The sequence below is a fragment of the Methylobacter sp. genome (genome assembly GCF_004322395.1).
In the GTDB taxonomy this organism is placed as follows: Bacteria; Pseudomonadota; Gammaproteobacteria; order Methylococcales; family Methylomonadaceae; genus Methylobacter_A.
In genome coordinates this window covers 1-25,361 of record NZ_SCTW01000125.1, presented here as the reverse complement: position 1 = coordinate 25,361, position 25,361 = coordinate 1, and the positions used below count along the sequence as shown (strand labels likewise).

General features: G+C 47.7%; 23 protein-coding genes and 1 pseudogene. 12 read left to right on the top strand and 12 right to left on the bottom strand.

The features are described 5' to 3' along the window. Positions 1–376 precede the first annotated feature (376 nt). Positions 377–1,174: an OBAP family protein gene (locus tag EPO18_RS16910; RefSeq protein WP_292435340.1), complete on the bottom strand. Its 798-nt coding sequence runs from the start codon at positions 1,172–1,174 to the stop codon at positions 377–379. Positions 1,175–1,537: 363 nt separating this feature from the next. On the opposite strand from EPO18_RS16910, the gene EPO18_RS16905 reads away from it, so the two are divergent. Next, a complete protein-coding gene (locus EPO18_RS16905; protein ID WP_292435337.1) occupies positions 1,538–2,812 on the top strand; it encodes an OmpP1/FadL family transporter in 1,275 nt (424 codons plus the stop codon). 152 nt (positions 2,813–2,964) lie between these two features. Here the strand turns inward: EPO18_RS16905 and EPO18_RS16900 are convergent, their stop codons facing one another. The 6 genes from EPO18_RS16900 to EPO18_RS16875 form a co-directional block, all read right to left on the bottom strand. Next, the gene (locus EPO18_RS16900) at positions 2,965–4,128 is read right to left on the bottom strand and encodes a mechanosensitive ion channel protein MscS (protein ID WP_292435334.1); all 1,164 of its coding nucleotides are present in this window, start codon (positions 4,126–4,128) and stop codon (positions 2,965–2,967) included. 33 nt (positions 4,129–4,161) lie between these two features. Continuing rightward, positions 4,162–5,736, bottom strand: a complete 1,575-nt coding sequence (locus EPO18_RS16895) for a GGDEF domain-containing protein (RefSeq protein ID WP_292435331.1) — start codon at positions 5,734–5,736, stop codon at positions 4,162–4,164. Between the two features lie 174 nt (positions 5,737–5,910). Continuing rightward, positions 5,911–6,711: an indole-3-glycerol phosphate synthase TrpC gene (gene trpC, locus EPO18_RS16890; protein WP_292435329.1), complete on the bottom strand. Its 801-nt coding sequence runs from the start codon at positions 6,709–6,711 to the stop codon at positions 5,911–5,913. Between the two features lie 14 nt (positions 6,712–6,725). Continuing rightward, on the bottom strand, positions 6,726–7,742 hold the full coding sequence (gene trpD / locus EPO18_RS16885; protein WP_292435327.1) for an anthranilate phosphoribosyltransferase: 1,017 nt from the start codon (positions 7,740–7,742) through the stop codon (positions 6,726–6,728). Positions 7,743–7,848: 106 nt separating this feature from the next. Then, complete coding sequence (mpl, locus tag EPO18_RS16880) at positions 7,849–9,252, bottom strand: UDP-N-acetylmuramate:L-alanyl-gamma-D-glutamyl-meso-diaminopimelate ligase (RefSeq protein ID WP_292435325.1); 1,404 nt, start codon at positions 9,250–9,252, stop codon at positions 7,849–7,851. A gap of 19 nt (positions 9,253–9,271) precedes the next feature. Beyond that, complete coding sequence (locus EPO18_RS16875; RefSeq protein WP_292435323.1) at positions 9,272–9,808, bottom strand: ankyrin repeat domain-containing protein; 537 nt, start codon at positions 9,806–9,808, stop codon at positions 9,272–9,274. A gap of 72 nt (positions 9,809–9,880) precedes the next feature. On the opposite strand from EPO18_RS16875, the gene apaG reads away from it, so the two are divergent. Next, complete coding sequence (gene apaG, locus EPO18_RS16870) at positions 9,881–10,258, top strand: Co2+/Mg2+ efflux protein ApaG (protein WP_292435321.1); 378 nt, start codon at positions 9,881–9,883, stop codon at positions 10,256–10,258. Next, a complete protein-coding gene (locus EPO18_RS16865; protein WP_292435319.1) occupies positions 10,259–11,104 on the top strand; it encodes a symmetrical bis(5'-nucleosyl)-tetraphosphatase in 846 nt (281 codons plus the stop codon). It abuts the gene before it with no gap. Positions 11,105–11,207: 103 nt separating this feature from the next. Here the strand turns inward: EPO18_RS16865 and EPO18_RS16860 are convergent, their stop codons facing one another. Together EPO18_RS16860 and EPO18_RS16855 are read right to left on the bottom strand one after the other, a co-directional pair. After that, positions 11,208–11,699, bottom strand: a complete 492-nt coding sequence (locus tag EPO18_RS16860) for a dihydrofolate reductase (RefSeq protein WP_292435318.1) — start codon at positions 11,697–11,699, stop codon at positions 11,208–11,210. A 267-nt stretch (positions 11,700–11,966) separates the two neighbouring features. Next, positions 11,967–12,140, bottom strand: a complete 174-nt coding sequence (locus EPO18_RS16855; protein WP_292435317.1) for a hypothetical protein — start codon at positions 12,138–12,140, stop codon at positions 11,967–11,969. A gap of 519 nt (positions 12,141–12,659) precedes the next feature. Between EPO18_RS16855 and lgt the strand changes: the two genes are divergently transcribed. From lgt to EPO18_RS16835, 4 genes are all read left to right on the top strand, one after another. Continuing rightward, the gene (lgt, locus tag EPO18_RS16850) at positions 12,660–13,451 is read left to right on the top strand and encodes a prolipoprotein diacylglyceryl transferase (protein WP_292435316.1); all 792 of its coding nucleotides are present in this window, start codon (positions 12,660–12,662) and stop codon (positions 13,449–13,451) included. Positions 13,452–13,690: 239 nt separating this feature from the next. Continuing rightward, the gene (locus EPO18_RS16845) at positions 13,691–15,241 is read left to right on the top strand and encodes a SulP family inorganic anion transporter (protein WP_292435315.1); all 1,551 of its coding nucleotides are present in this window, start codon (positions 13,691–13,693) and stop codon (positions 15,239–15,241) included. Positions 15,242–15,547: 306 nt separating this feature from the next. Continuing rightward, on the top strand, positions 15,548–16,381 hold the full coding sequence (gene thyA / locus EPO18_RS16840; protein WP_292435314.1) for a thymidylate synthase: 834 nt from the start codon (positions 15,548–15,550) through the stop codon (positions 16,379–16,381). Between the two features lie 60 nt (positions 16,382–16,441). Then, the gene (locus EPO18_RS16835) at positions 16,442–17,056 is read left to right on the top strand and encodes an inorganic pyrophosphatase (protein WP_292435313.1); all 615 of its coding nucleotides are present in this window, start codon (positions 16,442–16,444) and stop codon (positions 17,054–17,056) included. A gap of 151 nt (positions 17,057–17,207) precedes the next feature. On the opposite strand, the gene EPO18_RS16830 is transcribed toward EPO18_RS16835, so the two are convergent. Continuing rightward, complete coding sequence (locus EPO18_RS16830) at positions 17,208–18,221, bottom strand: asparaginase (RefSeq protein ID WP_292435312.1); 1,014 nt, start codon at positions 18,219–18,221, stop codon at positions 17,208–17,210. Between the two features lie 277 nt (positions 18,222–18,498). After that, positions 18,499–19,305 (bottom strand): EcsC family protein, encoded by an 807-nt coding sequence (locus EPO18_RS16825; protein ID WP_292435311.1) that lies wholly within the window; start codon positions 19,303–19,305, stop codon positions 18,499–18,501. Positions 19,306–19,933: 628 nt separating this feature from the next. Between EPO18_RS16825 and EPO18_RS16820 the strand changes: the two genes are divergently transcribed. Continuing rightward, positions 19,934–21,028, top strand: a complete 1,095-nt coding sequence (locus tag EPO18_RS16820; RefSeq protein ID WP_292435310.1) for an L-dopachrome tautomerase-related protein — start codon at positions 19,934–19,936, stop codon at positions 21,026–21,028. An 8-nt stretch (positions 21,029–21,036) separates the two neighbouring features. On the opposite strand, the gene EPO18_RS16815 is transcribed toward EPO18_RS16820, so the two are convergent. Beyond that, positions 21,037–21,960 (bottom strand): LysR family transcriptional regulator, encoded by a 924-nt coding sequence (locus EPO18_RS16815; protein ID WP_292435308.1) that lies wholly within the window; start codon positions 21,958–21,960, stop codon positions 21,037–21,039. Between the two features lie 398 nt (positions 21,961–22,358). Between EPO18_RS16815 and amoA the strand changes: the two genes are divergently transcribed. The 4 genes and pseudogenes from amoA to EPO18_RS16795 form a co-directional block, all read left to right on the top strand. After that, positions 22,359–23,111 (top strand): bacterial ammonia monooxygenase, subunit AmoA, encoded by a 753-nt coding sequence (gene amoA / locus EPO18_RS16810; RefSeq protein WP_292435307.1) that lies wholly within the window; start codon positions 22,359–22,361, stop codon positions 23,109–23,111. A 12-nt stretch (positions 23,112–23,123) separates the two neighbouring features. Then, entirely contained in the window at positions 23,124–24,362 is a 1,239-nt protein-coding gene (gene amoB, locus EPO18_RS16805) for a bacterial ammonia monooxygenase, subunit AmoB (protein WP_292435305.1), read from the top strand. Positions 24,363–24,380: 18 nt separating this feature from the next. After that, positions 24,381–25,178, top strand: a complete 798-nt coding sequence (gene amoC / locus EPO18_RS16800; RefSeq protein ID WP_292435304.1) for a bacterial ammonia monooxygenase, subunit AmoC — start codon at positions 24,381–24,383, stop codon at positions 25,176–25,178. After that, positions 25,175–25,361, top strand: a pseudogene (locus EPO18_RS16795) (hypothetical protein); the annotation flags it as partial. The gene amoC and the pseudogene EPO18_RS16795, both read left to right, overlap by 4 nt.

Genomic DNA, 25,361 nt, shown 5'->3' with positions numbered 1-25,361 from the left:
CTCTACCTCCTGCATCCGTGCAGTCGAAAAGAAAGTAACCAAAGAAAAGGCGACCCGGATGCCGCTTGAATCACTCGGCACATCCTTGTGCCTCGCCCTTCGGGTGCGATGCATGCAAATCGGCTATCCTGCCGATTTGTCCTGCGCTCCTCGCTTTCGACGGGGGTTGCCAGAAGGGCCATCCTTGGCCCTCTGGCAACGCGCTGCATCCATGCAGCGCCCCTTTTGGGCTACTCACTCGGTACAATCCCTGTACCTTGCCCTTCCGGTGCTACGCATGCAAATCGGCCATCCTGCCGATTTGTCCTGCCGAAAGCTCCGGTGCTCGGCGCGGCATACGGGACAAAAAACATCCGTGCGTAACATCAGTTATTAACTATTTCAAATGCTCGGCATTTTTATCCACAACCTCTGGAAGTGATGTTGTAGACCTTGGGAATTTTCCTTTCAACGCATCGACGCCCGTTTGAGGTCTGGCCATGGAACTTAATTCAGCACGCTTACGTCGCTGTTCGCCGGCCTTGACATGCAATCGTTGATCGCGTTGCTCGACCAAACCGGGCAATGCCTCGCCGTCATGGTTAAATGACCACTCCAGACTGGGTTCGCCCAACGGCATTTTGTCGCCGGCTTTTCCAAACGGCGTGGAATTCCATACATGCCAAGTTTTACCGTAACTGTTCATCTTGCCTTTCATAAGTTGCCTTTCCGCCATTTCGGGAATACCGGGCGCAATAAGCTGACCGGACAAAATCTCAAAATTATGTGGGTGCCAATACTTTTTCTCTTGTTCGGGCAAGGACTCGAATAATGTTTCCGAGATGATATATTCAATGCCGATCAGGTTTGCCTGCCGAGTATTGCCATCGAACAGCGCACATTGAGCAAAGTCTTCATTAACTTGATGGCAATAATGATGAGCCTCCATTTGATGATTTGGATCTTCTTTTGTCGCATGAAAACCATCCAGGTAAATATCTAAAGATTTCAGCGGTGAGTTAGCTTGTAACATGGCGGCTCCCACCTCAAGCATTTGTGTTTTGGCGGTTTTTTCCTGACCTTGCGGCTGAAGCGAAGATTCGACAGTTGGTTCACAGGCTGTCAGCATGCCGAAAAATACTAGACTAAGGCCGGCGACATTCAGAGCACGTTCAATCTGATCTAGCTGATTCATCGTATTCTCCTGAAGACAGGATGATCAAAAATGAGCAATTTATCTTGATTAAAGAATCGAGCTTGGAGCGAACTAAATTTTTGTGATTATTCAGCACATTAAACTTACATCTCATCAAAGTATGTACGCTCACCCACATAAAAGATTATTAAAAAGAGCAAATTCTTCCTAAAACCAGCTAAACGTGAAAAACACCTGTGTGAAACCGGGATGTTATGGCTTTGTTTATTGATGCTTTTATGCCAAGCCTGGCTCATTTAAACCCACGTACTTTCTATTACATCGTCGAAAAAAATCAAATTTGTGAGGCTAAAAGTAGGAATTATGAGACACTATCAAGCAAAAAATCCCTGTTAATTTATCATGTCCTTATTTACTAAGAATCGCGGGCGTTTATCTAGCTTGGCGTTAACGCTTGCGCTGCTTAGTCCGGTGGCGCTTGCTACCAACGGCATCAACCTGATCGGCTTCGGAACCGAATCGACACTGATGGGCGGAGCCGATATTGCGGTGGCGCGAGATACCAGTGCACTCAACACTAACCCGGCGGGATTGACGCAGATTCATGGACAGGCATTCGACGGCTTTGCCTCAGGGCTGCGCACCTTTGATCTTTCGCACAAGGATAGTTTCGGCAACGATAAGCACGCCGACAACAAATATACATTTCTGGGCGGCGGCGGTTATGCCATGTCGATTGATTCGGTGCCATGTACCGCCGGAATTGGGCTGTTCAGTCAGGGCGGCGCCGGCGGGGTGTTCAAAAACATCAATACCGCATTCGGTAACCGCGACGACATGAGTTCACTGTTCGCTATGGCCAAAATTAGCCCCGGAGTAGGCTGTAAAATCAATGATGCTTGGTCGGTGGGAGCCAGTTTAGCGATCACTTATGCCAGCGTAAAACAGAAGTTTTTCCCTAATACTTCGGTTGGCGCAGTTCCGTTTGCCGGGTATAAGCTCGACGATGCCTCCGCGCTGAAAGTGGGATTCAAACTGGGTGTGCAGTATCGCGTCAATCCATCCCTGACACTGGCGGCGACTTACACGGAAAAGACCGAATTGCCACTAACTGACGGCGAGTTGGATGCTAACTATTCGGGGATGGGACTGGGGGTAGTCAAGTATCGCAACGCCAGCGTAATGGGTCTGGCGCTGCCGCGCGAAGCTGCGCTGGGCTTGGCGTTCAAGCCAGTCGATGCTTGGCTGTTATCTTTTAAAGTCAATTGGATCAACTGGGCCGACGCGATCAAATCCGTCACTTTGCGCGCCACCGATCCTGAAAACTCCTTGGCGCCGGCAGACTATCAAATCGTGACGGCCGGCGACTGGAAAAACCAGTGGGTATTCGCCTCCGGGCTGGCTTACAACTGGAACGAACTTACCACGCTCTATGCCGGATACAACTACGGCAATAACCCGATTCCGGCACAGAACTCCAGCCCATTGCTGGCGGGAATCCTCGATCATCACATCACGCTGGGCGCCGCGCGGCAAATCAGCCGGCAATGGCGTTTAACCGGCGGTTTGGAGTATATGCTGCCGGTCAAGGAGAATTACACCAGCCCCCTGTTCGGCAATGCCGAAGTCAGGAACGAAGCGCTATTTTTGCATCTCATGTTGAGCCGCCGCTGGTAGCCAAAGCCAATTAAAAACCTTAAAAAGATTATCACCACGAAGACACGAAGTTTATTTTCTTCGTGTCCTTCGTGCTGAATAAACATTTTTAACCGCCTATTTATTTAAGCATCCTGCGCTTAGCCGATTTGATTCGGGAAACGAGAAAATCCTCAGCCTTTGTCCTGATCACCCTTCAGCAGTCCGGTATCAAAACCGAACAATGCTCCCAACCAGATGAACACCGCCCAAACCAAGATCCCGAAAGGCATATAACCTATGTATCCCAACAGAGGCATTTCGGCAAAAATATGGATAACATTGACATAGGGAATATCGTATACCCAATAATTAGGGTTGGTAGCCGGTAATGTTGGATTGGCGTTGCTTCCCCAATTCCACAATTCCCAGAAAAATCCGTTACACAAAGAGCCGATCGCTACCAGTACAGCGGGTCCCCAGTTGCCTTCCGCCATCGCGGTGAACGGGTTCCATATGTTTTTTCTGATCAGTTGACCGGAAAAAATCGCCAGCGGCCCTACCCACATCGCCCAGAACAGCGGATAAGGAAAGAACACCACAGCAAAAATCAGAAAAAAACCACCCCACAACAGCAGCCCGCCCGGCAGCGCTATTTTTGGACCGTTAGTATAACGGCTGGCTAAACAGGGAAAGGTATTAAGCAGGGTATACCACTCGAAGATAGCAGGCCAAACCGTGCTATAGGCAATCAGGAACAGCAATACGACAGTACCATGGCTAAGCGGCATTACGCCGTCGGCGGTATTAGGGTAATACCAATTGCCCAATGCAAAATAATCGAAATACTCAAAATACAACCAACCGACTATTGAGACCACAGCGCTGATGAACAAAGTTTTGGGCCGTGACGCCAACAGCGAATAACCGCCGCTACGGCGATACACCAGCCCGTCCAGTGCCAGGATGAAGCCCCACCACAAGGGTGTGAAGGCGTAATATACCAAGTCGCCGAAGGGCGTGACCCGAGCCCACATTAGCCACCAAAAAAACAGCGTTAGCGCCGCCCCTATCCAGAACCACACCGGCAACGTCGCCGGGGCCGGCTTGGGCGGCGGTGTCGGTATGGTAAAGCCGAACCATTGAGGAAACAGCAGAAAGAGGGCGATAGCCGCTTCTACCAGTGCCAGTGCAATAAAAATTATCAAATTGAACCCGGGCGGATTCTCCACAAAAAGCGGCGGAAACACGCCGAAGCCGGGCGGCAAGTGGGTTTCGGGATAAGCGAACCACGCCGCCACAAGCGGCAACACGACCGACAACACAATCGGCCAGATCAAACCGTAAATACGTTGCATTATTTCTCTCCCCTGTTAGTTATTTTAGTTATTTTAAGTGTAATTCTGATCTTCATAACGGCTACGCTTATTAAGGCGCTTATTTTCATACATTCGGCAATCAGCCATATGCTTGAGTTTTTCTTTGCTCGTGGCTTCATAAACATATGCCGAACCGAAACTGGCGCCGGCAGAGTTGAATCCGCCGGCTCGCATGTCTTCAATTGCTTTCGCCAGCATGGTCTCGACCCACGGCACATCCCCTTGCTCGCAAGTAATCGCAAACTCGTCGCCGCCCAGACGATATGCCTCTGCCCTACCGCGCAAGCGATCGTTCAGATGCCATGCGAACACACGCAGCAATTCGTCTCCGCGCTCATGCCCGAACTGGTCGTTATAATACTTGAGGCCATCCATATCGATAAACGTCAAGCTACCATGCTGCGGCAAGATTTCCAGTGTCAAATCCAGCCCTATACGGTTGGGCAAGCCGGTCAAGGTATCGGTGCGGGCAATGCGGTTGCTGTGTTCCAGGCATTCCAGCGCATATTCCTTTTCGCGATAAAGCTGAGCAAACTGGTAAGACAACACCAGCGCCAGCAGCATAACCTCTACCGCCACCGAAAAAAGTCCCATATGTTCAATATACAGGCCATAAGAATTGAGGCTGTTGGCCGAAATCGTCGTGATTCCCAACACAAAAAACGTCCCGATAGCGCACAGATAAAGCCGCGAAATTACGTTACCTTCAAGCGACTGTATAATGCCGGCGACCAAACCGTAAAGTAGAAACAAGCCGACACCGTAACGATCTATTTCCAACGACCAGTGCGGCATAACCGCCGCCAACACTATCAGTCCGACCAGCAAAGCCAACGCCACGGCACCGGTATTGTATAGGCGCGGATAGGTGTCACGCTGTATTTTCAGCAAAGACATCACAAACAGAATATACGAGCAGTTGGAAAACAAGATAGGAATGCTGACCAGATAAAACCAGTGCATATCGAACAGTTCGGCAAATACCAGCAACGCCATGCCGTTATACAGCAGATTGCCAAGAATAAAGAACGAGTACATCGCCGCAGACAAGTTCCAGCGTGCAATCGCCAGCGCGGCATAATAAATCATCAAACCCAGAAACATGCCCAGGCACAACAACGTCAGAGCGTTCCCAGGTTTGATCGCTTGCCGGTAAGCGTCCAGCGTGTCCAGATAAGGTTGCGGTCCGGCCAGGAAGAAAGGGGAATTCAATTCAGTCAACAGGCGATAATGACCGACCGGAAGATCCACCTCGCGGCCATGCCGCAGGAAAAAAGGATTCAGCTCGCTGCTCAGAATGCCGCCTTGCAAATCGGCAACCGGATGCCTCTGAGCATCAAGGATGATATGGCGGAAATACCCGATAGTAGTGGTATTCTTGAAATCCAGCACATGACGGCCGGCAGTATTGATGTCGAGATCCGCCTGCTGGAAGAAATGGCCGCCAATCAATGCCACTTTAGCTACCGACTTAAGTCCCGTTGCCGCAAGATCGGCCTGTCCATCGTAGGTCCAATCTTCAGGAGCTTGATACCAGGAGCCGACAATTTCTTTCGCATCGGCCAGACAAGCGCAGGGCCATAACATGAGGCTTGCGATCAAACAAGCAATCATCTTGGAGACTATGCGCCGGGAGCATATGTCTGAAGAAACAGCTGATCGAGTAAGCTTTACCATATTTCCCTACATTAGAAACTTAATCGTCATAAGCCAAGGGGAACCTAGGTAAGCCTTCACATATTAAAAAAATAGCAGTCTATTCTACAAAGCAAATAACTCTTTCATCTTCTGCCCAGGACTTTCAGCCCGCATAAACACTTCGCCAACCAGGAAAGTGTAGATTTCATTATCCAGCATCAGTTGTACATCTTCATGCGTATGAATTCCGCTTTCGGTAATGATTAATCGATCTTTTGGAATACTGGCTTTTAATTCCAGTGTGGTCTGCAATGAGGTTTCAAAGGTGCGCAGATTGCGGTTGTTGATGCCGATCAGCTTGGTATCGAGCGTTAATGCTCTTTGCAGTTCTTCCGCATTGTGAACTTCCACCAACACATCCATACCCAGTTTGGTTGCAATGTCTGACAGCTCGTGCATTTGGCCGTCTTCCAATCCGGCGGCAATCAGTAATATACAATCCGCACCCAAAGCGCGGGCTTCATAGATTTGATAAGGGTCGATCATGAAGTCTTTTCTTAACACCGGCAGAGGGCAGCGTTCCCTGACCATTTGCAGGTAGACTTCCGAACCCTGAAAAAACTCCTTATCGGTTAATACCGACAGACAGGCCGCGCCATTCATTGCGTAATCCTGACCGATTGCAATGGGCTGAAAGTCTTCCCTGATCACGCCTTTGCTGGGCGAAGCTTTTTTGATTTCCGCAATGATGGCCGGTTTTTTTGCCAATACCTTGCTTTGCAGCGCGTTATAAAACCCGCGCGGCCTTTCTACCCCTTCGGCAATTTCTTCCAAATTGGCGATGGTCATGCCCAGCCTGCGTCTAGCGACCTCTTCGGCTTTTTTATCGAGGATTTTTTTTAATATATCTGGCGTGTCGGTCATAGCTTTTAGTTGTTTTATAAGTTTTTTGAATAATCGATCAATGCAACAAATTTGGCTTTGGCCGCGCCGCCGGCGATAAGCTCTTGGGCTTTTTCTATGCCCGCGCTTAAAGAATCGGTGATATTGGCTGCATAAATTGCCGCGCCTGCATTGAGCGCCACGATATCTCTGGCCGCTCCGGCTTTATTGTCCAGCACTGATTTTACCATCACTAGGCTTGAAGCTGCACCATCAACGGCCAATTTGTCCAGACTGGTGCGTTTAAAACCGAATTGCTCCGGCGTAATCGTGTAGCTGGTAACTTGGCCGTCTTTAAGTTCGGCAATGCTTGTTGGCGATGCAATGCTGATTTCATCGAGCCCGTCGTCGGCATTAACCACCAGCACATGCTTGCTGCCAAGTTTTTTCAGAACGTGCGCCAGCGGCTCTAGCCACTGTTTAGCAAATACGCCGACCAATTGGTTCGGCGCTCCGGCGGGATTGGATAACGGTCCTAAGAGATTGAACAGGGTTCTTACGCCCATTTCTTTACGGGCATTGCTGGTATGCTTCATTGCGCCGTGATGTTTGGGCGCGAATAAAAAACCGACGCCGATTTCATTGACGCAGTGCGCGACTTGCTCTGCGGTTAAATCCAGGTTTACCCCGGCGGCTTCCAGCAGGTCGGCGCTACCGCAACTGCTCGACACGGAACGGTTGCCGTGTTTGGCGACCTGTCCGCCGGCTGCGGCGACGACAAAAGCGCAGGTGGTGGAGATATTAAAGGTATTCGCTCCATCGCCGCCGGTGCCGCAGGTATCGATAACATGGTTGCCTGTGATAGCCACTGTGGTCGCCAGTTCGCGCATCACTTCGGCGGCGGCGGCGATTTCATCGATGGTTTCGCCTTTGCAGCGCAGAGCGATTAAAAATCCGCCGATTTGCGCGTCGGTGGCTTTGCCGCTCATGATCAGCCGCATCACTTCGCGCATTTGATCGGAGCTAAGGTCTTGTTTGTTTAGCAGGGCTTGCAGGGCTTGTTGTATGTGCATGCTTTTGTTTGTGTAAAAATTTATTTATCCACGAAAAACACGAAAGGCACGAAAAAAGCGTCTTTTCGTGTTTTTCGTGCCTTTCGTGGACCAATTGATATTAGAATCAGCTTTTCAACGCATCCTGCAAGCGCTGATAAATGCCGCCGAAGCTGCCGTTGCTCATCAACACAAAATGACCGCCGTAACGCGCTTCGAATTTGAGTTTAGAGATGATTTCATCCAGCGATTTACAGATTTCGATATTATTCGCATATTTTTTCAGCTCGCCTAAATCCCAGCCCATCGCTTCCGGCTGGTAGATGATGGCCAGATCGGCATGGCCCAAAGATTCCGCCAAGGTTTTGGTATGCACGCCTAACCGCATGGTGTTCGAGCGCGGCTCGACTATCGCAATAATGCGCTCTTGCCCTACCTGTTTTCGCAAACCGTCCAGCGTCGTTTGTATCGCGGTCGGATGATGGGCGAAATCATCATATATAGTTACACCGTTCCCTTCGACTCCGCCTGTCCTGAGCTCAGCCGAAGGGCTCAGGACAGGGATTTTGGCGATTACTTCCATGCGGCGCTTTACGTTTTTAAATTGCCCCAGGGCGGCTATCGCATCCTTGGGTAGAATGCCGACATGTTTGGCGGCGACTATCGCAGACAGCGCATTGTAGACATTATGTTCGCCGGTTAATGTCCACTCGACACAGCCTTGTTGCTGATTGTCCATCAGTACGTCGAACTTACTGCCGTCGCTGTTGATCAGTTGGGCATTCCATTGCGCGTGCGAATCAATCGAAGTCTTGGCAGCCGGCGTCCAGCATCCCATCGCCAAAACATCATTAATATTAGCGTCGCATTCAGGGCTGATAATCAGGCCTTCGCCGGGCACAGTCCTGACCAGATGATGGAATTGTTTTTTGATTGCATCCAGATCCGGAAAAATATCGGCGTGGTCGTATTCAAGATTATTGAGAATGGCGGTTCTGGGCCGGTAATGGACAAACTTTGAGCGCTTATCGAAAAACGCGGAATCGTATTCATCGGCTTCAATTACAAAAAAATCGGATTCGCCAAGACGCGCCGAAATGCCGAAATTTAACGGGATGCCGCCGATTAAAAATCCCGGATTAAAACCCTGATGTTCCAATATCCAGCTAAGCATGCTGGTCGTGGTGGTTTTTCCGTGAGTTCCGGCAACGCCCAGCACCCATTTATCCTGCAATACATGTTCCGCCAGCCATTGCGGGCCGGATACGTATCTCAATCCCCTGTTAAGCACCGCTTCGACTTCCGGGTTGCCGCGCGACAAGGCGTTACCGATAATAACCAGATCCGGTTTGCTATCCAGGTTCTCGGCCCGATAGCCTTCCATCAATACGATGCCTTGCTGTTCCAGCTGTGTGCTCATCGGCGGATAAACATTCTGATCGGAACCGCTGACCTGATGCCCGAGCTGCCGCGCAATCACGGCGAGTCCGCCCATGAATGTTCCGCAAATACCTAAGATGTGAATATGCAATGTTTTGTCCTGAGTTGAATTATTTTTTAACCGGTGGTTTTGTACCGGGCTTCTCTTCCGGTTTTCCGCCCACTCCGTCTTTGGCTGTCGCTTCTTCTATCGGCACTTCCGCCTCTTCTTTTGCCCCGGCTTTTTCCAAAATCTTAATGATTTTGTCATGGGGAGTTTTCTTGGCTCTGGCCATAACAGTCACATTTTGTTTATCCAGCGCATTGACATCGGCTCCGGCGGCAATCAACGAATTTACGATATCCTCATCGCCAAAAACCGTTGCATCCATTAATGCGGTCGTTCCTGAATTATCGGCAATGCTGACATCGGCTCCATACGCCAACAATGCTTTAACAATCTTTACATTGCCGTTGAAACTCGCAGCCATCAGCGCGGTACGGCCATTGGCTGTTTTACTGTTTACATCAATCCCTTGCGCCAGCAAAGCTTCTGTTCTTTCAAGCTTGCCCATCATCGCCGCGGCAAACAGATCGTTGGCGTCTTCCGCCTGAGCCGCTTGGGATAAGGTCAACAACAGGATTAAAAAGCAGTCTTTGTATTTCATACTGAATAGTTGCTTGCGTTTAATAAGAAGTTACGATGAAATATTCAACATATAACCTAATATGATCCAATAATGAACGAAAAAAACAAAATTATAGTTGAAGCGACTCCTTTTTTTATAGAAGCGCAATCTTCTCCTGCTGAGGATCGCTATGTCTTCGCTTATACGATTACTATCACCAATGTCGGTGAAATACCGGCAAAGCTGATCCAGCGCCATTGGCTGATTACCGATTCCAATGGCAAAACCCAGGAAGTCAGGGGCGATGGCGTGATAGGTGAATATCCATACCTTAGACCCGGCGAGTCTTTTCGCTACACCAGCGGCGCGATGATAGCAACGCCGGTCGGTACTATGCAGGGCGACTATACTATGCATTCGGATGACGGCGATGATTTCCGCGCCGACGTGCCAAGATTTACCTTATCCATCCCAAGAACCCTGCATTAAATGGCCATTTATGCTATCGGCGATATTCAAGGCTGTTTTGATGAATTATTAAAACTCCTCGATACCATCTCTTTTAATGAACAGCTCGATCAACTATGGTTTGCCGGCGACTTGGTCAATCGGGGGCCCAAATCCTTAGAAACACTCCGCTTCGTCAAATCACTGGGGAATTCAGCGGTCACGGTTCTTGGTAACCATGATTTGCATTTATTGGTCGCCTCCTGCGCACCCAAAATAGCCAATAAAAAAGACACACTGCTTCCAGTGCTTGAAGCACCGGACAGGGATGAGTTAATTCATTGGCTAAGACATCGGCCGCTGTTTCATTTTAACGATGATTTCTGTCTGGTCCACGCCGGTCTTCCGCCCCAATGGGATTTTAACAAAACCAAAAAAATGGCCTTGCTAGCGGAACAGGCTTTAAAAGGTCCTGATTATCAGGTGTTTTTAAAACAAATGTACGGTAACAAGCCCAACCTGTGGTCATCCGGCTTGAAAGGCGTTGAGAAGTTACGCTTTATCATCAATTGCTTTACCCGGATGCGTTATTGCGATGTTAACGGACGGCTGGATTTTATTCATAGCGGCCCTCCAGGCACCCAGCCCGACAACCTTATTCCGTGGTTTGATGCGCCCAAACGTAAAAACGCAGACATGCGCATTATCTTCGGTCACTGGTCCGCTTTAGGATACTACGAAGGATCGAACTGTTATGCGATTGATACCGGCTGTCTTTGGGGCGGCCAACTGACCGCATTAAAACTGGGTGAGCAAGTGCAGCGTTTCAGCATCGATTGTCCCGAGGCTAAAAAACCCCGTAAAAATAATTTGGCAGTGGCAGGCTGATTTAAGAATCTAATGGGACGCGGATGACTAATAAAGTGTTTTAGCAAATTTACCGGCAATAAAATCTCCGTTTTTATCCGCGCTTATCTGTGTCATCCGTGCTCTATTTTTTAATTTTTTCCAGCTTCAAAAAACTATAACTGAATGCCACATCAGGATCGTCCTGGATATCTTCCCGCTCCACTTCAATCCACTGATCTGCATCGATCTCGGGAAAAAACGTATCGCCGGGAAATTCCTGGTGTATTTGCGTCAGATAGAGCGTATCGGCAATCGGCAGCATCGCCTTATAAAAATCCGAGCCGCCGATAACAAATACCTCTTTAGCATCACCGCAACTTTCCAGCGCCTTTCCAATATCGTTAAAAACAAGACAGCCCGGTTGGCTGTATGACGGATTCCTGCTGATAATGATATTAGTGCGGCCAGGCAACGGCCTGCCTATCGATTCGTAGGTTTTTCTGCCCATCAAAATCGGTGCGCCCATGGTTATTTTTTTAAATTTTTTAAGGTCGGCGGATAAATGCCAGGGCATTTGATTATTCAAGCCGATGGCCCGATTGCTCGCCATTGCGACGATAAGTGATATTTTCATTTTAATGCATTACTTTAAATAATTAATTCATCCCCAGCATCATACTATGAACCGGCCTATGCCCGGCAAATTGGTTTGATGACAAGCTGGACGCCACAGGCGCTCTCATAGAAGTTTTGTCAATAACATTCAATGTTATCGAGTGATGGGTAGTGGCGGAGTTTTGGTTGCGGTCAAAAAGACCGATGTTGCGAAAGAAGAAGACTTCCAGGGCGTTAATGCCTGGAAGTTTTCAAGTCACCTGAGCGAGCAATTCAGTTGAGTGAATCACTCGCATGATAATTGTCCGGATTTGGCCTTTTTACGGTACAGGTTAACATTGCCGGCAATTGCCGCTATACCGAACAGCGCGGATGAAATAGTGAATTCACCGGAAACAAAGCCCAGCAGGCCGGTTACGAATAGCGTTCCTGTTAAAATATCTTTGTGAAAGTCATTCATCAGAAAGTCCTCATTAAAGTTGAAAGGTTTTTTAGATTGCGATTTCACTATAGTAAAGACGTTCAATGTTGACAATAACACTAGGAATATATGGATTATTTCCTGTTTCGAGCACAATATATTTATAAATCGTTTTAGAATTAAAATATGTTAGCAATAATGTGCCGAATTGTGGTCAACCAATATCCTGAAAAGCATGCGAAACACCATTACCAGCTGCAAGCAGATGCTGAATTTGAATAAGAAGTGCTCTAAGACGGGCCCATCATGAGGCTTGAAAGATAAATCTTGTTAGGCTGGTAGATATTGCTAAAGATACAATAAGAAAATACAACACAAGTTGGATAACAGCCGGTGCTCTGGGCTGCTAGGCACACAGAAATTTTTTGCACTTAACGGCATGGTTTTGGATGTTTTTAATGATTTTTGACCGGATGACATTCTCCGCATGACGCTAAAGTTGAAAAAGAGGTTATCCACCCATGCTCATCATTTTAATTAATCAATCATTCGACAATTATGCTGAACTTTCCACAAATTGACCCCATCGCTGTAAGTTTAGGCCCGGTAAAAATTCACTGGTACGGCCTGATGTATCTGATCGGTTTTGCTGCCGTATGGTTTATAGGACAAAAACGCGCCGAACAGCCTTGGTCGCCGATTAAGCCGGAAGCCATAGAAGACCTAGTTACTTACGGCGCATTCGGCGTAGTCCTGGGAGGCAGGATTGGATATATCCTGTTTTATAATTTTTCCGGCTTCCTAGACAATCCGCTGGTCCTATTTAAAATCTGGCAAGGCGGCATGTCTTTTCATGGCGGCATGTTGGGTGTATTCATCGCAATGTGGCTGTTTGCGAAAAAGCAAAACTGCACGATGCTGCAATTGACCGATGTGATCGCACCGCTCGCGCCGATCGGTTTGGGAGCAGGGCGTATCGGTAATTTTATCAATTCCGAATTATGGGGTAGGCCCACCGATGTGCCTTGGGCCATGGTTTTTCCTAATGGCGGTCCGCTAGCCCGTCATCCTTCGCAATTATACGAAGCTTTTTTAGAGGGCGTTGTGTTGTTTGCGATCCTCTGGGTGTATTCCAGCAAACCAAGACCGGCTATGGCTACTACCGGCCTAGCACTGTTTTGTTACGGCTGCTTCAGGTTTTTTGTCGAGTTTTTCAGGATGCCGGATGCGCAGTTAGGCTTTTTGGCTCTGGATTGGGTGACGATGGGGCAGATACTGTCAACGCCGATGATTTTGATTGGGGCAGGGCTGTTTTATTTTGCGCATAAAAAAGCTATTCCAAATCGTTAAATCGCCAAGAAGTTTAAACTCGTGTATTGGACAGGTAGAGGCGCCTGCTCCGTTTTATCAGTTCGCAATTTTCAAAGATTATTTTTTAAGGATGCGACGGTTTTTTGCGAGTTACCTCAGAGGCCAAGTCCAGCTCCCTGACTAAGTTTAAGCAGCTATACTGTTTCTTTTAATCTCGCGGGAAGTGTTTTCAAGCAGGCGACAATTTCCGTTTTATTATTTTTGATTAGGATTTCGCAATGAAATGGTTTGTGCGCGCCGATGTTGACGGTTTTTTTGGCCTGGCTCTGGATAATCTTGTGCAATTATTGGTTATCGTAGGCTTATGCCGGCAGGTCTTAGGCTTTTCAGATGACCTGGTTTATCAACATATTCTGCCCGGTGCCGCGGTTTCATTGCTGGTCGGTAATTTGTATTACGCTTATCAAGCCAAACAATTAGCGGAATCTTCGGGGCGCAATGATATTTGCGCCTTGCCTTACGGCATTAATACGGTTTCTTTATTTGCCTATATTTTCCTGGTGATGCTGCCTGCAAAGTTGCTGGCCGAAGCCAATGGCGCTGCAAATCCCGAACACATCGCTTGGCAGGCGGGCTTGTTAGCCTGTTTCGGTTCCGGCCTGATTGAACTGGGCGGTGCATTTGTGGTGGAAAGATTAAGAAAAGCGACGCCGCGCGCCGCCTTGTTATCCACTTTATCGGGTATCGCCTTAACGTTTATTTCCTTGGGTTTTTTGTTCCGCACCTATGCTCATCCTGTCGTCGGCTTGGTGACGTTGGGTGTGATTTTGTTAGTCTATTTCGGCAGACTCCGTTTTCGCGGCAATATTCCGGGCGGGCTGGTGGCCGTCGCATTAGGCGTCTTGTTGTCTTGGTTAATGGGCTTGGCGCCGGTCGGCACGCTGCCGGATAATGATCTGGATTTATATCTGCCGGTGCCGGTACTCGGCGATTTGTTCGAGGTGCTGACTTCGGAAAACAATTTAACTTATCTGTCGGTCATTATTCCGATGGGGCTGTTTAATCTGATCGGCTCTTTACAAAATATCGAATCGGCTGAAGCGGCCGGAGACAGTTATCCAACCCAATCTTCGTTAGCGGTTAACGGCATAGGCACCATAGCTGCCAGCCTGTTCGGTTCCTGTTTTCCAACGACGATTTATATCGGCCATCCGGGCTGGAAAGCAATGGGCGCCCGCGCAGGCTATTCGATTTTAAACGGCGCGTTTATTACCTTGATTTGTTTAACCGGCAGCTTATCGTATATTGCCTGGGCAATTCCAATCGATGCCGGTATGGCGATTGTCTTGTGGATAGGCATTGTGATTGCTGCACAGGCGTTTCAAGAAACACCCAGAAAACATGCCCCGGCGGTTGTGATGGGGCTGCTTCCCGGCATTGCCGCTTGGGGCGCTTTTATGGCAAAAAACGGTGTGCGGGCCGCCGACTACGGCACAGCACAAATGCCTGCGTTTTCAGAGTCGATGCTGATGCGTTTTCAGCAGTCGGATATCTGGATACACGGGGCGTTCGCGTTGGAGCAGGGATTTATTTTTACCGCGATGATCCTGGCGGCATTAACGGTCGCGATTATCGAACGTCATTTTATCAAAGCCGCATTATGGAGCGGCTCGGCCAGCTTATTGTCAGCCTGCGGCTTGATCCATTCTTATCGCTGGACTGTCAGCGATACCGCCTTGTCCTTAACACCGGCTTGGGAATGGTCGATTGCGTATGCACTGATGGGACTGATATTTTTAACTGCGAAGTGGATATGCATTGATGATTGATGCGGGAGAGCTGTTTACGGCCATACGCAAAAATCCAAGGACTAATTGAAGAAGCTGGCATAATGCAATTATGATTGATCAAGTGAAAAAATAACTATGAATAATTATCCTGCTTAAAAATACACATAAATTAATTTAAGCAATGACCATGAAGAGCATGAAGAGTTAAATCCTTCATGTTCTTCATGCTCTTCATGGTTTAAAAATAAAACTTGCGGAAGTTATTCATGGGCATTCCTTAGAGGCGTAAAAAACTCCTTGTAAATCGCTATTAAAAAATCATCAATATGGCAATGAAAAAACTGCATGAAGCAATATTTAGAATTACTCGATAAAATTATTACCGAAGGAAGCCCTAAAGGCGACAGAACCGGCAGCGGCACCCTGTCCATTTTCGGACATCAAATGCGTTTTCCGCTGGCGGAAGGTTTTCCGCTGGTTACCACAAAGAAAATACACTTAAAATCAATTATCTATGAATTGCTTTGGTTTTTAAAAGGCGACACCAACCTGAGTTATTTGCATCAGCATAATGTTAATATCTGGAATGAATGGGCCGACCAAAACGGCGAGTTAGGGCCTGTGTACGGACATCAATGGCGCTCGTGGCCGACGCCCGACGGTCGGCATATCGATCAAATTCAACAAGTCATTGAACAATTAAAAAAGACCCCCAATAGTCGTCGTATCATCGTTTCGGCCTGGAATGTCGCGGATTTGCCGGATGAAAGCATCAGTCCGCAACAGAATGTCGCACAAGGCAAAATGGCTTTAGCGCCTTGCCATGCGTTTTTTCAGTTTTATGTGGCCGACGGCAAGCTGTCTTGCCAGCTCTATCAGCGCAGCTGCGATACGTTTTTAGGTCTGCCGTTCAATATAGCCAGTTATGCTTTATTGACGCATATGGTCGCCCAGCAGTGCGATTTGGAAGCCGGCGATTTTATCTGGACCGGCGGCGATGTACATCTTTACCTGAATCATCGGCAGCAGGCCAACTTGCAGTTAACCCGCAAGCCATTCAAGCTGCCGACATTAAAAATAAAACGCAAGCCTGAATCGATGTTCGATTATCAATATGAAGATTTTGAAGTCATCGACTATCAGGCACATGAACATATCAAGGCGCCGATTTCTGTTTAACAGTTTAGCGTTCAAGACAGGAACAGGCGGCCCATTTTTTAAGGAAATTAACCATTACTCATGAATATACAATATAAAGCGCATCCCTGGCACGGCATCAGTCCGGGCAACCATACACCGGACGTTGTTACCGCCTTTATTGAAATAGTTCCGTCGGATACCGTTAAGTATGAAGTCGACAAAGAAACCGGCTATCTTAAAATCGATAGGCCGCAAAAGTTTTCCAACACGGTTCCTACGCTTTACGGCTTTATTCCGCAGACCTATTGTGCTGATAGAGTTGCCGAATATGCCGCATTAAGATCCGGCAAACCGGTTGCCAAAGGTGATGGCGACCCGCTGGATATTTGCGTTTTAAGTGAGCGCAGTGTGACTCACGGCGATATTTTGTTGCAGGCGATACCTATCGGCGGCTTTCGTTTGCTGGATGGCGGAGAAGCCGACGACAAGATTATTGCGGTCATGAAAGGCGACGAGTTTTACCGGCAATGGAGTGACGTATCGGACTGCCCCGAGTCTTATATCAATCGCCTGAAACATTATTTTTTAACCTATAAACAGCTGCCTAGCGAAAAGAGCTCCTGCGAAATAACCAATGTTTATGGACGGGAAGAAGCGCATGAAGTGATTAGATTAGCCATGGAAGACTATCAAGATCATTTTATTGCGGAATAGGCTTTATTGCCGGTTCCGTTAACTTAAGATATGCAAGACCTTCCAGGTTTTTAAAACTTGGAAGATCGGACTCGCAACGTTCTTAACTTAATGGCAGTGAGTTAGAGCCCCTAACGAAGTCCTCTGGTATTTGCCATCTGCCCACTTCTGGTTAAAGATGTTCCCCGGCAATATCTTTGCCAATAAACTCCATTATTTCCTGCTCGTCGTCAAAATTGCCATAAGCCAACAGCAGTTTTACATAGGCGGCTTCAATCGACATATTCCAGATTATTTTGGCGCCTTGCTCCATTAAGGTTTGGGTGCTTTGGTAGGCCTTGTTTGATTTAAACGCCGGAGCCAGATAGACAGCGATATTTTGTTTTTCGCAACGTTGTATAAATTCAACCAATGAATAGTTTTCACCCCATTGCAGCGATGCGCACGCGGTGCCGGAGTGATATAAGTCATGCAAAACTGCGTCGACATTATCCAGGCTAAACCGGCTGTAATCGAGCCCCGGATAGGGCTTGATCATTAAGATACGCTCGGAAAAATCGGCTTTTAACGGGATGTGGACCGGCATTTGCCGTGCGGTGGGACTCAATAATGAAAACTGCCGGTTTTCAAATTGCATGTAGCTTTTGCCCTGAACGCTGAAAAAATCACCACTTAACTGTAAAGAGCAAGCCAAGCGAGTGCCTTGATGCAATTGAGCCTTTTGCTGTTGGTTTCGGTAGGGCACAAAAACCCCGGCTTGGTTAAGTTGTAGGATAAACTCAACAGCACAGATAAAGTTTTCAAGCCCATTGGCTTTGGGATGATCCAGCGGATAATCGCTGGAGACCAGCAACATCGGAATTTTGAGGGCGTTAAAATAAAAGCTCAGCGCGCATGCCGTATAAGCCAGCGTATCGGTGCCGTGCGTGATGATAATGCCGTCATACTGATCGGGCCGGGCAGCTTCTATGGCTCCAATGAGGGTCTTCCAGGCTGCGGGGGCAAGGTTCTCGCTTAATATCTGTAGCGGCTGGATCGTGTCGAAATGGATTTGCCGGTGACGTTCATAATGCTGTTCAAACAGCCGGATCAATTTAAACGATGTGGTATCGGAGGTATTGATGGTGCCGCTAGTTGCAATAGAACCAATGGTCCCGCCGGTAAATACAACCAATATATTTTTCATAGACTTATTTGCTCTGTAGCGACTTATTTTTAATAATCAATTGTTTATAGCGTTTTTTACAAAAACAGAATAAAAATATGAAAGACGGCGATAAACATGTCCTTATTTTAATGCATGGCGATTTGTTGTTAAACGCTAAGGCCGGCAAACGACATTCTTGAACGGCTGGTTTTGATTCATTCCGATCAATCAAATATGTTTTGAAACTTAGATTCAACGATGAGGGTAACAGGCGAGCAACGGTTTATGCCGTTGCTCGCCCTAGTTGATCGTTTTGTTAGGCGATTAACTGTTTAAATTCAAGATATTTTTGCCGGACGAGTTCGTGGCTGTACTGCTTCTCCAAGCGGCGAATGGTGAAATGTCCGCGGGCCATATCTTGGAAATGGTCAATAAACACTGTATTGATCAATGCTCCGCCGACGGCGCCAAGAGCGGGGACAAGTTGAGCGCCGGCTTTTTCTGTCACGCTAATCGAGTAGCGATCTGCAATTTTTGTTATCAGCCTAACAATTGCCGGAGCAGACTCCTTTTGAAGCCCACTTTTTGCAATATGCGCAGCCGCTTCGGATACGGCTTTGGTCATAGCCTCCCTTGCGACGAAATAACCTATTTCCGCAGCGTCATCGTTGCTGGTTGGCCCGCCAAATGCCAGGACTTGAACGCATTCAAGTTGCGTTTGTAAATCTTTTAAATCCGCGCCCTCGCTTCTGGCAACATCGGCAATAGAGCGCATCATAATTGTTGTTGAAATTGGAAGCTCAACTGTAAGCGCCAGCAATCCAAAAGCACCACCGATAGCCCCGGTTACCGCCGTAGCTGCTATATGCCAGCCATTCGAGGCTTTTGGCGGCTCTGTCTCCAACCTTGGATTATGAGGCTCCAAAGTTCTTAAGGATAGCCTTAACGCGCCATATATCGCTTTCTGTGCGGCGGAATCAATGGCCTGTGTCGCTTTGTTTGGCAAAAGTGCAATCGATTTTTCAATCGAGATTCCAACAATACCCGCAATTTTCGCACCGATACTCGGATTTTCGAGAAGTCTTACGGCCTTTTTGAGATCTCTTACATCATTTTCGTTCATACAAATAAGCCTATACGTTACGATTAATGTACAAATGTCTAACGTAATACATTTACATTGATTTTCTTAGAAAAAACTTAATTTGTCGTATATTCCTTACAAATTTATCAATTGATTAAAAGGATCAAATCACAAGGACGCTTAATTAAAGTCCGCTTGATTTTGTTTCAGAATGAGACGGGCAAAACTAAACTGACTGTCTGCAATTAGCCGGTTTACGGCCATTAACAAATAACTGCTTAAAGGAGGACAATAAAAGCGCCTTAAGATCGATATCGATCTGTATATCGATATTGGGAGCTTTTTTCAAGTGGGTCGCCAAAATAATTCGGTAACTTTGCAACTCCGGTTTACCGGCAAACGAAAAACTTGCGGGCGGTTCAACTACCGCCGGAACATGTCTAACTTAAAAGTACTTTCAGGCATACGAACATCTAAGCTGCTGATGTTCTTGAAATTTTGAGTCAAATCGGCCCCACAACAGACATTCCGGCAACCCCGGTTCTTGATGAATTGAATTGCCGCCATCCCACAAAATTTATAAATACCGCCATGAATAAAGATCATTTAACAGGTCTAACTTGAAAGAGTAATGTTTTGAATGAGCCTTTTTCAATTGGAGCTATTTATGAATACCCTCGTTAAATTCACAGCCATTTTATTGATGTTCGCATTCGAAGCGGCAGCGAATGCCGGATCAAATTTTGACATCATTGCCCATCTCGATACCGGTCCAGGTAATGTCACCGTGACCGATAATGGCCGTATCATCATGAGCATGCATCAGTTTTATCAGCCGAAATACACGGTGGTTGAATATAAGAATAATGCACTGGCGCCGTTTCCGAATAAGGAATTGGCCGATTCGGATTCAATATCGAACCTAAAACTTGATTCCGTGCTGGGCATCCGCAGTGATGCCAATGGAATAGTGTGGATGTTGGATAACGGCATGCGTAGCGGCGTAACACCTAAGCTGGTAGGGTGGGATACCCAAAGCAATAAACTTCATCAGGTCATCTATTTGCCGACACCGATAGCGCCTAAAGATGCTTTTGTTAACGATTTTGCGGTTGATACCCGGCACAAGCATATTTTTATCAGCGATCCGGCCGGTGGGGCAAACGCCGCGCTGATTGTCGTCAACCTGAGCACGGGAACGGCCAGACGTGTGCTTGAGGGGCATCACAGCGTTATTCCGGAAAATGTCGATCTGGTCATCGATCATGTACCGATTCAAGTTAAAGATAAATCCGGGAAATCGGTTCGGCCTCATATCGGCGTCAACCCGATTACAGAAGACCTGAACAACGAATGGGTATATTTCGGACCGATGCATGGGCTCAGTTTATACCGGATAAAAGCAGACGATCTGGCTAATGGGCATTTGGATACCAAGGCTTTGGCGGACCGCGTTCAACGCTACAGCGATAAACCGATCTCGGACGGCATTACCATCGACAAGGACAACAACATCTATCTGGGCGAGCTGGCAGCCAATGCGATTGGCGTTATTTCGGCCGATAAAAAATACCGGCGACTTGCGCAGTGCCCGCGATTGTCGTGGGTGGATTCGTTCAGCTTTGGACCGAACGGTCAATTAGTTGCGGTGGTCAATCGACTACATCAATCCTCAACGCTTAATGGCGGGGTATCGACATCAAAACCGCCGTACTACTTGTTACAGATAAAAGCCCTGGCTGCCGGATTGCCTGGGCGATAATACAATACTCATGAACCATTAATATTCCTGGCTATCGCTATGATTTTGTCTCGCAGCCAAACATGAGCCGGGTCTTTATCATAGAGCGGATGCCAAATCATAATTAACTCATAAGAAGGAAGTTCGATAGGCACCGGAAATATTTCCAACGATGCAAATTTTTTAAACTGCTCGGCAATTCGATAAGGTAGCGACAGTATCATATCGGTTTCGGCAACGATCAGCGGCGCAGAAAGAAAGTGCGGAACGATGAGTTTAATGCGCCGCTCCAATCCCTGTTCCGCCAGTTCTTGATCGATTAAGCCCACGTTGCTTCCAGTCCGGGAAATCAACATATGGGAAGCCGCCACATACTCGTCTAACGAAGGGGCTTTTGTTATCAGCGGATGATCTTGCCTGACCACGCAAGCCATCCGGTCGTTAAACAAATGCTCGCAATGTAAATGAGCGGGCGGATTTAATACCGATTCGAAACCGAGTACGACATCGAGGCTGCCGTTTTCCAATTGTGCGGCCGGAAACGACGATTCGGTGCGTTTAATATGAAGATCGATGCCGGGGGCGATTTGACCGATCAATCCCGATAACTCCGGTATTAACAGCAGTTCCATGTAATCCGTGGCGGCAAGCACAAATCGCCGTTGACTGGTTCCTGCTTCAAATTCCAACGGCGGTTGAATCAGCTGCTCCATCTCATTCAATAAGCTTCTGATCGGCTCAATCAAGGCCAGCGCTCTTTCAGTCGGTTTCATGCCCGTCGGCGTCTTAACCAGCAGAGGATCGTCCAGCTGTTGCCGCAGTCTCTGCAAAATATGGCTCATCGCCGATTGCGTAATGAACATGTGTTCCGCGGCACGGGTAACGTTCAACTCCCGCATCAGCACATCAAACGCCACTAATAAGTTCAAATCGAAGGTTCTTAAATTGGACATATGGGTATCCTTCAATGTGAGTTTCACAAGATTGATTCAACGTTAGGAACGCACATGAAATAACTTGAGCCAGTTTTATTTTTAAACCATGAAGCGCATGAAGGATTTAAGTCTTCATATCCTTCATGCGCTTCATGGTAATGGCTTAAATTAATTGATGCATATTCCTTAGCATAACAAAAACACTGGCAGCGTCGACCATGAATTGCGTCAATGCTGTGATGAAATTTAATCATTTAACAAAGCCGTCTTTTCAACCTACTGTATTGCTCAAGCGTGTTGTTTAGCTTGAGTCGACCCAGTTCCCCCTCAATGGCCGGCCGACAAAATTTACAACACGCTGACTTTTTGGATAGGCGAATCAGCCTTATCTATTGCTATTGATAGGAGAAACAATTATGTCAGCAAATATTTCAAACCGGTCTTTTCGACCTTACACCGGAGAAAAGGCGCGGATTACCCGCGCTTACGATTACCTGATCCTGGTATTGGCTCTTTTTCTGTTTATCGGTTCCTTTCATCTTCATTTTGCGTTGACTGTCGGCGACTGGGATTTCTGGGTGGACTGGAAGGACAGGCAATGGTGGCCGCTGGTTACGCCGTTAATGGGTATAACTTTTCCGGCTGCGGTTCAGTATGTATTGTGGAATAAATTTCGCCTGCCGATGGGCGCCACTTTGTGCGTTGCAGCCCTATTGATAGGTACTTGGATTACACGGGTGTTTGCTTATCATTATTGGAACTTTTTTCCGATCAACATGGTGTTGCCCGCCACGATGTTGCCCGGCGCACTGGTTCTGGACTTTATCCTGATGTTGAGCAATAGCCTGACGATAACGGCTATTTTCGGCGGGGCGGCATTTGCATTGCTGTTTTACCCCAGCAACTGGCCCATCTTCGGCATGTTTCATGTGCCTGTTGAGCAGGGTAACGGGCAAGTGACTGTAGCCGATCTGTTCGGCTTTCAGTACATCCGCACCGGCATGCCCGAGTATTTACGCATCATCGAACGAGGCACTTTGCGAACCTACGGTCAATATGCGACCCCGCTGTCGGCATTTTGTTCGGCACTTTTATGCACCCTGATGTACACCTTATGGTGGTATATCGGCAAGTGGTTCTCGACAACTCGTTACCTTAACAGAATCTAAAGGGAGAGGTTTATGAAAACGATTTTAGCCAAAACTTTAATGGCATTCTGTCTTATCTCTTCCGTGTACGTGATGGATGTCCGGACTGTCATGGCTCACGGTGAGAAAGCGTTGGAGCCGTTCATCAGAATGCGCACCATACAATGGTATGACGTGCATTGGTCAAAACAAGCTTTCAACGTCAATGAGGAAATCAGCGTCAGCGGTAAATTTCATGTTGCTGAGGATTGGCCTATCGGCGTACCCAAACCGGAAGCTTCATTTTTAAACATATCGACACCGGGGCCGGTGTTAATCAGAACCGAGCGTTATCTGAACGGAAAACCCTGGACTAATTCAGTGGCTTTGGAACCGGGCGGCGATTACGACTTCAAGGTTGTGCTCAAGGGACGCTTGCCGGGCCGCTATCATATCCATCCGTTCTTTAACTTAAAAGATGCCGGACAAGTGATGGGGCCGGGCGTGTGGCTGGATATAGCCGGCGATGCGTCGGACTTTAGCAACTCGGCCAAAATTATAAACGGCGAGATGATCGATATGGAAAGCTATGGCTTTGCCAATGGGGTGTTGTGGCATGCGTTCTGGGGCATATTGGCAACAGCCTGGCTATTATGGTGGGTGCGCAGACCCTTATTCATATCCCGCTATCGCATGCTGGAAGCCGGTATGGAAGATGAGTTGATCACGCCGCAAGATAAGCTGATTGCCAAATCGGCCATGGTCGTTGTGCCGGTCATGGTATTGGCCTTTAATGCGATGGCGAACAATGATCTTCCAAACACGATTCCTCTACAGGCGTCTTTAGATCAGATTTTACCGCTTCCTGCTAAGGTGAATGCCGGTATCATTAATGTCGATACTTTAAAAGCCGAATACCGCGTAGCGGAACGGGCGATGAAGTTTGACTTGAAAATCGATAACCAAAGCAATGCTCCCATTCATATCGGCGAATTTTCGACCGCCAATGTGTATTTTTTGAACAAGGATCTGCCCGTAGCGCATCAAGATCTTTCGGGTAGTTCGACCGTTTCTGTGGAAGGCATGAGCTTGGATAATAACGACGCGATCAAGCCGGGCGAACAGCGCACCCTGACGATGATCGTCAAAGACGGCTTATGGGAGTCCGAAAAACTGGACGGATTGATTCGCGATGCGGATAGCCGAATCGGCGGCCTGTTGTTTCTTTATGATCTCACCGGCAAACGCTATATATCGAGCATTACCGCCGCTGTCATTCCAAAATTCAATTAACCTCATCAGGAGAACATCATGGCTATATCATCCGAGCAACTAAAGGCCGCGCTGCCTGAGCAATTAAAAGCCCCGCTTGAAAAACTGGATAACGCACCCTGGTATTTGAAGGATTTGCCCACTTATCTAAAAGCTTTCGGCATACTCACCGTCATCTACATCGGCTTGCGTTTGTATCAAGGCGAATTTGCGGTTTCCGCCGGACTGGATTCCTATGAACCCGCCTTCGAACAATACTGGATGCGTTTGTTTTATATCGAGCTGGTGATTATTGCGCTATTTACGGCGGGTTTATGGGGGTATTTATGGGTTTCACGGGATCGCAATCTGGATTCGATCAGCCCTAAAGAGGAAATCCGCCGTTATTTCACGTTGACGATGTGGATTAGCGTTTACACCTTTGCCGTCTACTGGGCCGGCAGTTATTTTGCCGAACAGGATAATTCCTGGCATCAGGTGGCGATTCGCGACACGCCGTTTACCGCTAATCATATTATCGAGTTTTATTTTAATTTTCCGCTGTATGTCATCTTAGGCGGAAGTGCCTGGGTTTATGCTCGGACCCGCTTGCCGCTGTATGCGAAGGGTATTTCGCTGCCGTTGACGCTGGCGGTATTCGGGCCGTTCATGATCCTGGTCAGCGTCGGTTTTAATGAGTGGGGACATACTTTTTGGTTCAGGGAAGAGTTTTTCGCCGCGCCGATCCATTGGGGCTTTGTGATTGGCGTCTGGTTTGCGTTGGGAGTCGGCGGCATATTGCTTCAAGGCGTAACCCGTTTGATTGAATTACTGGATAAGCTGGAAGATGCGCCATGAATGAAATTCACTTGGGAACATGCACAATTAATTTAACTGATGTTACGCACGGATGTTTTTTGCCCCGTATGCCGCGCCGAGCACCGGAGCTTTCGGCGGGAATAGCCCGCAGGGGCGCTGCATGGATGCAGCGCGTTGCCAGAGGGCCAAGGATGGCCCTTCTGGCAACCCCCGTCGAAAGCG